The organism is Mycobacterium sp. NGS24 (genome assembly GCF_059813065.1).
Genome location: NZ_JCALDW010000001.1, coordinates 165,319 through 177,654 on the forward strand (window position 1 = coordinate 165,319; position 12,336 = coordinate 177,654).

Annotated in this window: 12 protein-coding genes; 5 read left to right on the forward strand and 7 right to left on the reverse strand. The window is 65.2% G+C overall.

Features of this window, described 5'->3' with window-relative positions; translation table 11 throughout:
• Window positions 1–9: 9 nt before the first annotated feature.
• From AC5Y6Y_RS00800 to AC5Y6Y_RS00810, 3 genes are read right to left on the reverse strand one after another with little or no spacing between them, the layout of a single operon-like run.
• Window positions 10–1,329 carry a M23 family metallopeptidase gene (locus tag AC5Y6Y_RS00800; protein WP_499922839.1) on the reverse strand — a complete coding sequence of 440 codons (1,320 nt, stop codon included), beginning with the start codon at window positions 1,327–1,329 and terminating at the stop codon, window positions 10–12.
• A complete protein-coding gene (locus tag AC5Y6Y_RS00805) occupies window positions 1,326–2,198 on the reverse strand; it encodes a sulfurtransferase (protein ID WP_463824619.1) in 873 nt (290 codons plus the stop codon). Before AC5Y6Y_RS00805 ends, AC5Y6Y_RS00800 begins: the two co-directional genes overlap by 4 nt.
• 40 nt (window positions 2,199–2,238) lie before the next feature.
• Window positions 2,239–2,973, reverse strand: coding sequence for a hypothetical protein (locus AC5Y6Y_RS00810; protein WP_463824618.1), 735 nt, complete (start codon window positions 2,971–2,973; stop codon window positions 2,239–2,241).
• A gap of 108 nt (window positions 2,974–3,081) precedes the next feature.
• On the opposite strand from AC5Y6Y_RS00810, the gene AC5Y6Y_RS00815 reads away from it, so the two are divergent.
• Window positions 3,082–3,624 carry a TetR/AcrR family transcriptional regulator gene (locus tag AC5Y6Y_RS00815; RefSeq protein ID WP_463824617.1) on the forward strand — a complete coding sequence of 181 codons (543 nt, stop codon included), beginning with the start codon at window positions 3,082–3,084 and terminating at the stop codon, window positions 3,622–3,624.
• Window positions 3,621–4,871, forward strand: coding sequence for a cytochrome P450 (locus AC5Y6Y_RS00820; RefSeq protein ID WP_463824616.1), 1,251 nt, complete (start codon window positions 3,621–3,623; stop codon window positions 4,869–4,871). Before AC5Y6Y_RS00815 ends, AC5Y6Y_RS00820 begins: the two co-directional genes overlap by 4 nt.
• On the opposite strand, the gene AC5Y6Y_RS00825 is transcribed toward AC5Y6Y_RS00820, so the two are convergent.
• Window positions 4,872–6,464, reverse strand: coding sequence for a Na+/H+ antiporter (locus tag AC5Y6Y_RS00825; protein WP_499928953.1), 1,593 nt, complete (start codon window positions 6,462–6,464; stop codon window positions 4,872–4,874).
• A gap of 21 nt (window positions 6,465–6,485) precedes the next feature.
• Window positions 6,486–7,574 carry a DUF5685 family protein gene (locus AC5Y6Y_RS00830; protein WP_499928955.1) on the reverse strand — a complete coding sequence of 363 codons (1,089 nt, stop codon included), beginning with the start codon at window positions 7,572–7,574 and terminating at the stop codon, window positions 6,486–6,488.
• 220 nt (window positions 7,575–7,794) lie between these two features.
• Between AC5Y6Y_RS00830 and AC5Y6Y_RS00835 the strand changes: the two genes are divergently transcribed.
• The gene (locus AC5Y6Y_RS00835; protein WP_463824613.1) at window positions 7,795–8,220 is read left to right on the forward strand and encodes a protease inhibitor I42 family protein; all 426 of its coding nucleotides are present in this window, start codon (window positions 7,795–7,797) and stop codon (window positions 8,218–8,220) included.
• Window positions 8,217–8,915 carry a mycothiol-dependent nitroreductase Rv2466c family protein gene (locus AC5Y6Y_RS00840; RefSeq protein WP_499928957.1) on the forward strand — a complete coding sequence of 233 codons (699 nt, stop codon included), beginning with the start codon at window positions 8,217–8,219 and terminating at the stop codon, window positions 8,913–8,915. Before AC5Y6Y_RS00835 ends, AC5Y6Y_RS00840 begins: the two co-directional genes overlap by 4 nt.
• Here the strand turns inward: AC5Y6Y_RS00840 and AC5Y6Y_RS00845 are convergent.
• Both AC5Y6Y_RS00845 and AC5Y6Y_RS00850 read right to left on the reverse strand, forming a co-directional pair.
• On the reverse strand, window positions 8,895–10,040 hold the full coding sequence (locus tag AC5Y6Y_RS00845; RefSeq protein ID WP_499928959.1) for an acyl-CoA dehydrogenase family protein: 1,146 nt from the start codon (window positions 10,038–10,040) through the stop codon (window positions 8,895–8,897). The two genes, AC5Y6Y_RS00840 and AC5Y6Y_RS00845, sit on opposite strands and share 21 nt — an antisense overlap.
• A gap of 25 nt (window positions 10,041–10,065) precedes the next feature.
• Window positions 10,066–10,626 carry a TetR/AcrR family transcriptional regulator gene (locus AC5Y6Y_RS00850; RefSeq protein WP_499928960.1) on the reverse strand — a complete coding sequence of 187 codons (561 nt, stop codon included), beginning with the start codon at window positions 10,624–10,626 and terminating at the stop codon, window positions 10,066–10,068.
• Window positions 10,627–10,707: 81 nt separating this feature from the next.
• Between AC5Y6Y_RS00850 and AC5Y6Y_RS00855 the strand changes: the two genes are divergently transcribed.
• Window positions 10,708–12,195 (forward strand): serine/threonine-protein kinase, encoded by a 1,488-nt coding sequence (locus tag AC5Y6Y_RS00855; RefSeq protein WP_499928962.1) that lies wholly within the window; start codon window positions 10,708–10,710, stop codon window positions 12,193–12,195.
• Window positions 12,196–12,336: the final 141 nt, after the last annotated feature.

Sequence of the window (12,336 nt, forward strand, 5' to 3'; positions counted from 1 at the left end):
CTTTCGAGGTTAGGTGTGGGGGAACGTCACGACGCCCAGCAGCAGGGGCAGCTGATTGGTTTTCAGGACAGGTGCCGGCAGCATCGCGGGCCCGAAAAACGAACCGCTGAGGTAGTTGTCGGCATTCCACACCTGATTCGCGTCGAGCTGACCCTGGTAGCTGAAACCTTCGATGACGTACGGCAGGGCGTCGGCCTCGAACAACGACGGGCCGCTCATCAGCTGGAAATGCAGGTGCGGCGCATTGGAATTGCCGGTATTGCCTAATCTGGCGATCTGCTGACCCTTCTTGACCTGGTCACCGGGCTTGACCATCAGCGAACCCTGGATCAGGTGGGCATACATGGCATAGACGCCACTACCGAGATCCATGATGATGTGGTTGCCGTCGACATTGTCCACGGTCAGCTTCGCGGCCAGTTCGGGCACGGACGCGGGCAGGATGCCGGGTACGTTGGCCTCGAGAGCGTCCAGCGTCGAGACGATGGTTCCGTCGGCCACGGCGTAGATGCCCGAGCCGTAGTCGCTGAAGCTCTCGTTCCTGGTCCGGTCACCGGTATAGAAGTTGCCCTGGTCGTTCATCCGCATCCAGTCGATCGCGAAGCGCTGGCTGTTGTTCAGTTTCATGTTGAGCGGCAATATCGCGTCGCGATGCGCCCAGCCGGGATCGCAGCAGCCGTTGAAAGCCACCCAATTGTTGCCCCGCAGCGGCGGCGCGATGGCACGCGGCGTGCCGGCCGAGATGTCGAACGGGGCGCCCAGCATGTCGATCGGGCCCGGAACCTTGGAGGCGCCCGGATTGGTCACCCCGGTTCCGTGCAGCCGCAGCATCACCGCCCGGGGGAAGTCGGTCAGCTTGTCCAGGCGGAAATCGAGCAGCAACGACCTGGACGTCGCGGGTGCGATGGTGAAGTCGGGTGCGGGTGCGGCGGGCAGGATCCGCAACCGGTTGCAGTTGCCGAAGGTGCAGGCGGGATCGACCAGCTGGTTGCCGGAGAACGACGCCAGCACGCGTTTGGGGTCGCGGGCGTCGACGACGTCGACGGCGGTCAGGGCGGAGGGTTCGGCACTGGAGTTGGTGACCTGCATGTCGAAGGCCAAGTGATATTTGTCGTCGGTGCCGGGAAACGGAAACGTCGGCCGGCTGATCGGGGCAACTGTCAACGGAGTGAAGGCATCGGGCACCGTGATTCCGGCCAGCGGATCCGTCCTACCCGGACTGCTCGTCCCGCCGGATTGTTTCGGAGAAGCTGCGCAGGCAGTGAGGGCGAGCACGAACCCGATGACTGCCAAGCTTTTCCGTGCTTGGCTGCGCCGATCGGACGTCATTGTGCCTCCTCGATCAACCCGGGTGAGCGTTGCACGGGACGCGTCGGGTCCGAGCTCCACTCCGACCACGAGCCGGGAAATAACGCCGCCGGATAGCCGGCAGCGGCCAGCCCGGCGACCACCACGGCGGCGGTCACCCCGGACCCGCAATACACTCCGACAGCCGTATCCGGTTCAATACCATTGTCGGACAGGTGTTTTCTCATAGTCTCTGTCTCGAGGAAGCTGCCCTCGGGGGTCAACAGTGTCCCGAACGGCAGGTTCTTCGCGCCGGGAATGTGGCCCGCGACGGGGTCGACGGGCTCGCTGTCGCCTCGGTAACGTTCGGGAGAGCGTGCATCGAACAATTGCACGCCGCCCGCACCTGCTTCCTCGGCCGTCAGGGTTGGTCGGCCGCCGGCGTACAGATCATCATGTGGCACAGTCACATTCCCGGCCGGCGGTTTGACAGGCCCGGTCTCTACTGCGCCCCCGCATGAGCGCCACGCAGCCAATCCACCGTCCAGGATGCGCACATTGGGCAGTCCCGCCGCGGTCAGCACCCACCACGCGCGGGCGGACCCGGCGCGGTTCCAGTCGTCGTAGACGACGATGAGCTCGCCTTGGTGGATACCCCACCGGCGCGCGGCCGCCTGCAGCTGAAATCCCGACGGCAACGGATGGCGGCCCCGGCCGGCCACCTGGTGGTCGCTGAGATCGTCTTCGAGCGAGACGTAAACAGCACCGGGTAGGTGGCCGGCCAGGTAGGCCGAAAGTCCGTCCGGGGTGCCGAGTTGCCAGCGGACGTCCAGGATGGTCAGTGGATCGCCGGCTTCGATGAGGTTGACCAGCTCGGCTGCACTGATCAGCACCTCGCTGCGCACGTTCACTGCTCAACTCTAGCGCCGGGCGCACGGCCAGTCCTGAGGGTCAATCTTCTTCGGGCCAGGCCTGCCAGCTGATCATGCTTCGCAGGGGACCGGCAAATAACGGTTGCACCGCATCGGAGCGCCAGCGCTCCTCGACCAGGGGTGCCACAGCAGCCGCGACAGCCAGCGGGTCATTGTCGAGGTAAACCACAGTGATGTACTGCGGCTCGGACCGCCAGCCGCGCGGCGCCGGATTCCATGTAGGTCCGAACATCCAGGCACCCGCGGTCCCGGGTGCCGCCAGCAGCGCCGGATAATGTTCGGCGACAGACCAGTTCAGCCACTGATCGAACCGCGGGCCGCGCGGTTCCTCGACGATCAGCAACACGCCGCGGTGCGGGCGGAACGGCACTACCTCGGCGGAGACCGCCGATTGAGGCGCGGCGTGGCACTGCAGTAGAGGCAGGCCGCCGATCTGCAGCAGCGGCCGCATGCTGGGCATGCGACCGATGTCCCGCAACGTCCGACCGAGGTCGATGAAGTCGTCCAACGTGTCCTGGACCGGGTCGCCGACCAGGTAGTGCACGGCGTTGCCGATCTGGCCCAGCGGGCCGTGCGACGCCAGGCGGGCCGATGGATAGGCACCGTCGGCGATCCAGCGCAGTCCGTACACGATGCCGGGCAACCGATACTGCTCGGGCATGTGGTCCAACAGGTGCCAGCGCAGATAGCTGCCGTCGTCACCGGGTGGCGCCGCCGCGGTGAAGCTGAAAATGCCCGCCTTGACGCGGTTCACGAGGTACTCACCGCGCAACACCCCTCGTGGAACTCAGTCGGCTTTGCGGTCCCGGTGCTCATCGCGGTAGATTCTAACAGTGCTCGAATTAATCCGAACGAGGATTCAATGACCTCCGCGGTACGCCGTCCGTACGGGGAGCTGGACCGTGACCAGGTGGTGGCCTCGCTGCACACTCTGGCGCGACGTGTCGGCGTGCAGCACGTCACCATGCGGGGAATCGCGGCCGAACTCGGGTCGGCGGTGCCGTCGGTCTACTACCACGTGCCGGGGAAACAGGCCGCTCTGGACCTGCTGGCAGAATCGGTACTTGCCGACATCCCGGTCCCGCAGGACGGCCCGTGGGATCAAAGGGTCGCCGAACTGTATTGTGCGGCAAGGGAAGTGATACTGGCGGTTCCAGGCATCGCGAACATTCTGCAGACCGGCGGGGGTGGGGAGCGGGCCCGGCGGTTGGACCGGTTGAGCCGCTCGCTGCTGGCCGAGGCCGGTCTCGCCAAACCCGTTGCCGCGGCCGCTCATACGGTGCTGTACACCTATCTGCTGGGTTCGGTCAGTCTGGATGAGACGCGGCCGTCCAAACGCCCGTCCACCGCGCGCTTCCGTGCCGGACTCGACGTGATCATTGCCGGGATCAAGGCCTCCTCATGACCGTTCCCAAGCTCGGCTCGTTGGTCGTCGAAAATCAACACGGCCCCGCCGACCGGGACGCCGCAACGGTGCTGGATCCCGACACCTTCGTCGTCGGCGCGCCGTTCGACGCCCTGCAGAGACTGCGGGCCACCGCACCGGTCCATCCGGTGCAATTGCACGGCCTGCCCCGGGCGTGGCTGCTCACCCGGCACGCCGACGTGCGACTGGTCAGCCGCGACACCAACACCTTCACCAGCAACAGAGGCAACACGCTGGTCGAGGTGGAGGCAGCCCCGACCTCGGCGATGCTGCCGGGGATCGACCCGCCGCGTCACGTCAAGATCCGCAAGCTGATCAACCAGGGTTTCACCGTCCGCAATGTGCAACGCCTGGAACCGCACATGCGCAAGGTCGCCCGCGACATCGTCGCCACTATCACCGACAAGGGTGAATTCGACGCTGTGCCAGACATTTCCGCGGAGATGTCGCTGCAGGTGATCGCCGACGTACTGGGTGTGCCGGCCGAAGACAGGTTGGACGTGTTTCGGTGGAGCAACGCCATCGGCAGCCTGGGCATCGAAGATCCCGACTACGCGCCCACCCCGGAAGCGCTGGGTCAGGCCGCCGCTGAAATGTTCGCCTACTGCAACCAATTGGTGAAGCACCGACGCACGCACGGGCTGACCGACGACATCCTGTCGGCGTTGCTGGCCGCCGAGGTCGACGGCGAGAAGCTCAACCGCGACCAGCTCAACGAATTTTTCTTACTGCTGGCCGTTGCCGGCAACGAGACCACCCGAAATACGCTCAGCCACGGCATTTTGGCGTTGTCGCAGCACCCGGAACAACAAGCGCTGCTGGCCCGCGACCCGTCGGCGGTCAAGCCTGCCGTCGAGGAACTGCTGCGCTGGGCCACGCCGGTCCTGCACTTCCGCCGTACCGTCACCTGCGATGTCGAAATCGGCGGGCAAGAGATCCCCGCCGGTGACTGGGTGCTGATGCACTACCTGTCGGCCAATCGCGACGAGGACGTGTTCGACCGGCCCGATGAATTCGACATCACCCGGACCGATGCCGGTCATGCCGCATTCGGTGGCGGGGGAGTGCACTTCTGTCTGGGCGCTCAACTCGCGCGTCTGGAACTGCGGGTGATGATCGAAGAGCTGTACGCCGGCGTGCCCGGTCTCACCGTCACCGGCGAGCCGGAGCGCCTGCGGTCCTCGTTTTTCCACGGCATCAAACGACTTCCGTGTAGCACCGGTTAGCTACTCGACGTCTGCCGGTCCGAGCAGTCGGACCTCTTCCAGGTCCATGGTGGCCTGCACCTCGCGCAGCACGATGTCGTCAATCTGTCGTTGGTCGCGCAGTTTGGTGACGGCTTGACGTTTGCGGTCCAGGACGCGAAGACGCACCTCCCGGATCAGGTCGACCTTCTCTGCCAGTTCGTTGGTGCCGGGGTCGTCACCGCCGGCCGCCACGAGCAGGGCGTGCTCCTGGTATTCCTTTTCCAGACGCGCCAAAATTTTCGGTTCCACGTCGAGTTCGGCGGCGACTTCCGGCAACGCCTCGAGAGCTGCCTGCGCCCCGCGCGTTCGGGCCAGCTGCACTTCGTCGGCGCGGGCAACGTCTTCGGGCAACCGTGCCCACCGAACGACGGCGGGCAGGGTGCTGCCCTGGACCAGAACCGTCACCAGGATCACCACCGAAACGACGAAGATGATCAGGTTGCGGTCGGGAAACGGTGCGCCGGTGTAGGTTTCGAGCGGTACGGCCAGGGCTGCGGCCAGCGACACCGCGCCGCGAAAGCCTGCCCAGCTGGTGACGGTCCGTTGGCGAAAGTCAACATGCCGGCTCCGGCGTCGCATGCTCTTGTCGACGGCACGCCCCAGGACGGTGGTGAGTTCGACCCAGGCGAACCGCGTGACGATGACCACGCCGGTGACGGCCAGTGCCAGCATTGTGGCGCGTCGCAGCCCGTCGCCGTGGTCGTTGATGCCGCGCAGCGCGCCGGGCAGTTGCACACCGACGAACACCCACAGCGATCCGTTGATCAGGAACGTCGAGATGTCCCAGAAGGCGAAGGACTGCAGTCGCGACCGGGCCCTGATGACCCGTGGACTGACATAGGTGATGACGAGAGCCGAGACCAGCACCGCGACCACACCGCTGCATTCGACCGATTGGGCAAGCAGGAAGGCCGCGAACGGCGTCAGCAGGCTCAGCGCCCCCTCCTCGAGCGGTGCGTCGATGCGGCGACGCAATAGTGTCACCAGGAACCCGATGATCAGCCCGGCGGAGATGCCACCGAGGTAGGAGTAGATGAACCGCGCGGTCAGCGCGACCGGGCCAACCTCGTGGCCACCGACGGCGACGGAGACGGTCACCCCGAACAGCACCAGCGCCGTGCCGTCGTTGATCAGGCTCTCGCCCCGCAGCACGGTCAGCGCGCGCCGCGGTAGCTTCTTGGCCAGCCCGGCGACCGCGGCAGCGTCGGTGGGCGAGAGCACGGCACCCAGCACCGAGGCGGCATGCGACTCCATGCCCAGCGCCCGTGCGGTCCAAGACACCGCGAACGCGGTGGCGATCACCAGTCCGATGCTGGTCATCACGATGATCCGCATGTTGGCCTTGATCTCGCGGAAGCTGGTGTTCAGGCTCTCCCAGTACAGGATCGCCGGCAGGAAGAGCAGCAGCACGAGTTCGCCATCGATGTGCACATTGCCGAAGCGAGGAATCAGCCCCAGCAGCACACCGAGAAAGATGAGCAGAACCGGTGGGCCCACGCGGTAGCGGCGGCCCAGCAGCGTACCCAGGACGACGGTGGCAACCAGCGCGACGATGACGACAAGCGCAAACACCTGCCCATCCTCGCCTATGGGCTACGAGCAGTCGCAGCAGTCTCCGCAGTCGCAGCAGCAGTCGCAATCGCAATCGCAATCGCAGCAGCAGGCATCGGTGCAGCGGTCCCAGCAACCTCGCTTCTTCTTCGGCTCGGGAGGAAGCTGGCCGGGAGGCGGGTATCCGCCGGGTCCGTATATGCCGTACTGGTTACCGCCGAAGTTGATGCCGTCCTGTTCGCCGTGCGGGCTGCCATACGGGTAGTTGGCCCGCGGGACGGCACCGGCGAAGGTGCGTGAGACCGAGCGGCGTATTTCTTTGGTCAACAGCCGGCGCGGCAGGCGATCGTCGGTGAACTCGACATCGGCCAGTGCCAGTGCGATGCCCAGCACCGCATCATCGCACAGCGTGCGGACCTCGGCCATGGATATCCCGGTGGCGGCCAACGGATTCCACTTTCCATGTGCCAAATCGTCGTGGTAGTCCTCGACCGCGTCCAGCAGATGCGCGACCCGTCCGAAGAGTTGTCCGACCTCGCGCAGCGGTGCCGCATTGGCAGGGCGGCCGGCCAGCACCGCGGTGTGGGCGAATGCGGCGGCCACGGCCGTCTCGGTCGGCTCGGTGACGGTCAGCAACGGACTGCCCGGACCCGTGGTCGCCTCGAGTTCCATCTGCCGGTCCATGGCGCGGACCAGCACGGCGGTGTCGAATCCCAAGCGGCGGCCGGTATCAGTGCCGCGGCGGACCCACCGTTCGGCGACGCGTCGCGCAGCCGGACGTATCCCCGCCATGCCGACTACGCCGTCGCGGTCATCCACGTGGTCACGGACCTTCGCCGCGGCCAGTGCCAGCGACACCACAGCGGCCAGACGCACGCATTCGCCGGTCGCGACGTCGGCGCGTTTCATACCGCGCAGCGGGCAGGGCCCAGCGGTGCGACGCATCGGCTCCGCCTCCGACTGGGCTTCAACGAGCAGCGAGACGATCAGGCCGTCGTAGTTGGTGGCGATCCGCGCCGCTTGCCCGTAGTCGTCACGCAGAGCCAGGCACAGACCGCACAGTTGGGCGCGCCAAGCCGCGGTGAGTTCGCCGCCGAGATGATGACGACAGGGCCGAATGATGCCAAACACGGATTGAAGTTACCCGACCAGGCTACGGTGCGTCCGCAAACGCGTATTCGATGTGGCGCGCGAATGGCTGCCGCACTGTGGCTATTTCGCCAAACACGTTGTCCGCCAGGGTTATCCAAGTGCACTCAGTGCGTAGCACCGATGATCGTGCCGCAACGGAGATGCACCAGATCCGGTCAGCGCGCACCGGACTGGGGCGGTGAACGGTTAGGGTGCACTGATGAAGGTCAGGCTGCTGGCGGTGGCGACCGTGCTGGTGATGCTATCGGGGTGTTCGAGTCCGGGCAGGGCATCGACCAACGCCATCGACGTGTCCATGGACGAAGTGTTGAAGCAGAACGCCATTACTCGGGATGTCACTCTGTCGGTGGGCGACACACTCAAGGTCTCGCTGGGCGCCAACCACAGCACTCCTTATCGTTGGACACCCGATCCGAAGATCGCCGACGGCGCGGTCCTGACGCAGACCGGTCACGAATACGTCCGGGGTAGCACCGACCGGGTGGGTGCACCAGGCACTGAGGTCTGGACGTTCACCGCGTCGACCGCCGGGACGACCACACTCGTCGCCGATTACGGTTCCATCGTCGGTGATGCCCCGCCTACATGCACGTTCACCGCCAATGTGGCGGTGCGCCAGCCGTGACCACCGTCGATTTCCACTTCGACCCGATGTGCCCGTTCGCCTTCCAGACGTCGGTATGGATCCGTGCAGTGCGTGTGCAGCTGGGGATCACCATCGACTGGCGGTTCTTCAGTCTTGAAGAGATCAACCGGGTGGAGGGCAAAAAGCATCCCTGGGAACGGGATTGGTCATACGGCTGGTCGCTGATGCGGATCGGCGCGTTGTTGAGACGCTCGGATATGGACCTGCTCGATCGCTGGTATGCCGCAATCGGACACGAACTGCACACGTTGGGTGGCAAGCCGCATGATCCCGATGTCGCCCGCAGGTTGTTGGTTTCGATCGGTGTCGACGACACGATTCTCGATGCGGCACTAGCGGATTCGACGACCCACGATGAGGTACGCACCGAGCATCAACGGGTCGTCGACGCGGGAGGCTTCGGGGTGCCGACGCTGTTTATCAACGGCCAGTGCCTATTCGGGCCGGTGTTGGTAGATCCGCCGACAGGGGACGGGGCGGTCAAGTTGTGGAACGTCGTCACCGGCATGGTGGAATTGCCGCACGTCTATGAAATTCAGCGTCCCAAGTCCGCCGTCGACGCCGAGTTGATCGGCCGCAGTTTGCGGCCCTACCTGGACGGTCGTGACTGGGTCAGCATCAACCGCGGTGAGGTGATCGACTTGACGAGGATTTCAGACCATGGCCAGCGGTGAGATCTTAAGCCCGATTGCCAAGGCGCCGGCCAGTTCTCGGCTGGCGTCGTAGTCGAAGATCACATGGCCGCTGAGCACGTCGATGTCGCGCTTGGCCCGCTGCAGCGGATTGTTCAGAAAATGTGCACTCGCGCCGGAAGCCTCGAGTAGGTGGCCGACCACCGCACGGGATTCTGTCACGACGTGGGCGGCGGCCAAGCGGGCGTCAGCCCGCACGGTACGCGGAACCCGTTCTCCGGCTTGCAGAAGCGTCTCGATCCGGTTAATCGTGTCGGCCACCAAACCGTGTAGCGCGCGCAACCGAACCCGAGCTTCACCCAGCCTCGCCTGCGCCGCGGGCCTGTCTTTCTGCTTGCTGCCCTCATAGGCGATGACCCTTTCGCAGAGCCGGTCGGTGAACAGATCGACCACTCGCTCGGCAGTACCCAATGCCGGCATCGACGCGAGGAATGCCAGGGCGGGCACCATCGGCCAGCGATAGAGGGTCGTGTCGTGCAGCAGCGCTCCCGGCGCGGTGCCGCCGTAGATGTCGGTGACCTTGACGAGTCGGTGCTCGGGAACGAAGGCGTTCTCGACCACGATGTCATTGGAGCCGGTGGCGCGCATGCCGTCGGTCTGCCAAACGTCGACGATCTGATAGTCCTCGGCAGGCACCAGCACCAACGCGGGATAAATCCCGTCGTCGGGTCCGCAGAGCGCACCGACGATGGTCCAGTTGCCTTCCATCACCCCGGTGGCCCACGACCAGCGACCGGTGAGCCGGACGCCCCCGGCAGTCGGTGTGCCGCGCCCGGTCGGGGCCAGCGGCGAGGAGGCCAGGAATGGAATGGATGCGAAACCGTCCGCCTGCGCCCGCTCGCCGAACAGTGCCAACATCCAGTTGTGCAGAGTGAAGAAACCCGCTGTCCAGGCGGTCGAGGTGCAACCGTGGGCGAGCCGGCGGACTGGATCCAGGATCGCCTGGAAGTCAGCCTGCTGACCGCCGAATCGGGCAGGCTTGAGCAAATCGAGCAGACCTGACTCGTGCAATTCCTTGACGGTGTCAGCTGGTAGTCGCCGAAGTTCTTCGGCCTCTCGGGCGCGTTGCTGAATTCGTTGCACGAAGTCGTCGGAAATGCCGGTCACTGCGACACCATACCTTTTGGTATGTTCACTGCCGCAACATGAAGTCGAGAAAGGCCTCATGGTGCAACCATTTCCGGGGCGACGGACCGGTCAGGTGCAGCAGTCCCACGCCGGCGGCGAAGGTGGTGTTAGCGCGCAGTTCGGCTTCATCGTCGTCGAAGCCACAGTCGCGGAATGCTTGGCGCACTGCGCTGAGTAGCCGGCGGTCCGCCTTCTGGACCGCATCGGCGACGGCCGTATCAGAGCGAGCCCATTCGCGCATGGCCCGTTCCAGTGACCATTGTCTCGGCTGTACCAGCGACGTCATCATCCGGGACAGGCGGTCCCGCGCCGGGATGTCGCGCAGCTGTTCGATATCGCGACGGTCTTCATCTTTGAGCTGGGCCCAGGATTCGATCAACGTCTGACGGTAGGTCGCCATGTCGACGAAGTGCCAGTAAAAGCTGCCTTTTGTGACGTGCAGTCGCGCGCAGAGGCGGTCGAGTTTGAGTGCGTTGAGGCCTTCGTCGGCGATGATCGCGTAGCCGGCCTGCAACCAATCGTCGACGGTCAGCCGACTGCTGCTCGACGTGCGACCGGTCGCCATGGAATCGCAGCCTACGTATCGTCGCCGAATAACGGGGGCCCTGGATGGGAACCCTGGTATCTGCCAGGAAAGGACACGTGCATGACGTCGCCGCACAGCGGCTCACTACTCGGTACCCGGTTCGGACCCTATGAATTGCGGTCCTTGATCGGCGCGGGCGGAATGGGCGAGGTGTACCGGGCCTATGACACCGCCCGAGGGCGCATGGTTGCGGTCAAATTGCTGCGCCGGGAACTGGCGGCGGACCCGGCGTACCAGGAACGTTTCCGGCGAGAGTGCCGATTGGCGGCGCGGCTGCAGGAACCGCATGTCATCCCCGTGCACGACTTCGGTCAGATCGACGGCGTGCTATTCATCGACATGCGCCTGGTCGACGGAGGCACCCTCAAAGACCTGCTGCACGAGCGCGGTGCGCTCGATCCGGCACACGCGGCGTTGATCACGACGCAGGTGGCCTCGGCTCTGGATGCGGCGCATGCCGACGGCCTGGTACACCGCGACGTCAAGCCGGAAAACATCCTCCTCACCGCCGACAACTTTGCCTATCTCGTCGATTTCGGCATTGCTCAGGCGGGCGGTGACCCCAGTATGACGGCGGCGACAGGCTCGTTGCTCGGCTCGTGCGGTTACATGGCGCCGGAACGGTTCACCGGTGACCGGGTGGGTGCGCAGACCGACGTCTACTCGTTGACGTGCGTGCTCTACGAATGCCTCACTGGCGAAAAGCCTTTCGAGGTACCCGAGATTCACCAGCTGATCAGTGCACACATGTTCTCGGCGCCGCCCCGACCCAGCATCATGCGCCGGGGAATCGACCGGTCCTTCGACGGCATCGTCGCCACCGGAATGGCCAAACAGCCTGCGGCACGGTTTGCTTCGGCAGGTGAGTTGGCGACGGCGGTTCGCTTGGCGGCCGGGTCCAACGTGGCACCAGTTCCCGCCCCGGTTGCGGCCATCGCACCGGCTGTGCCACGTCGCACGGTGCGCACCCGGCCGTTCCGGGTGCAATACCCGAACCCGGACGCTACCGGCAACAGTCCTTACCCCGTCCCGCCACCGCCACGGCCGGTGGTCCAGAAGTCTGGCCGGGGACCGGTTCTGGTGGGCGGGCTGGCGGCGGCGATGCTGGTCGTCGCGGCTGTGCTGGCCGGCATCTTGGCGTTCGGCTCCGGATCTGCACGCGATACCGCGGTGCCGGGTGCATCGACATCGCCTGCGTCGCAGTCGTTGTCGCTGTCCGGCCCGGTCGATGGTGCCGACGAATTGGGCTTCGTCGGCCACCCGGCAAGATGCGACGTCGGAAACCCTCCGGCAGCGGTGGTGCGAACCGCCCAGTCCCTGGCGGTGATCTGCCAAACCGGGTCGCAGAGCTACTACTACCGCGGTGAACGGATCCGGGACGGGGCCAACATCGAACTCCGCAACGCGGTGCGGGTCTCCGATGGATTCGATGTGACCAACCCGTCCAACGGAGTTCGTTATGAGATTCGGCCGCGACAGCTTTCGATCATCAGCGGCGATCACGTGGATTCCGCCGAGCCGGTGTTGCAGTACGCCACATCACGTTAGCGGCGATATGCGTGTTGAGAATTCTTGCGCCTGTTCCGCCAGGAACGGCTTGAACTTGTGGCATGTGCCAGGCGGTAGGCGCCGTCGACTTCGTTGATGTCCAGCGCGGGTTGGCCCTCGGGCCGCGGGACGCCCATCGGA

Excerpts from the sequence above, each read along its gene's own strand:
- AC5Y6Y_RS00800 (WP_499922839.1), bottom strand. The coding sequence starts at position 1,329 with ATGACGTCCGATCGGCGCAGCCAAGCACGGAAAAGCTTGGCAGTCATC.
- AC5Y6Y_RS00815 (WP_463824617.1), top strand. The coding sequence starts at position 3,082 with ATGACCTCCGCGGTACGCCGTCCGTACGGGGAGCTGGACCGTGACCAG.
- AC5Y6Y_RS00820 (WP_463824616.1), top strand. The coding sequence starts at position 3,621 with ATGACCGTTCCCAAGCTCGGCTCGTTGGTCGTCGAAAATCAACACGGC.
- AC5Y6Y_RS00835 (WP_463824613.1), top strand. The coding sequence starts at position 7,795 with ATGAAGGTCAGGCTGCTGGCGGTGGCGACCGTGCTGGTGATGCTATCG.
- AC5Y6Y_RS00850 (WP_499928960.1), bottom strand. The coding sequence starts at position 10,626 with ATGGCGACCGGTCGCACGTCGAGCAGCAGTCGGCTGACCGTCGACGAT.
- AC5Y6Y_RS00855 (WP_499928962.1), top strand. The coding sequence starts at position 10,708 with ATGACGTCGCCGCACAGCGGCTCACTACTCGGTACCCGGTTCGGACCC.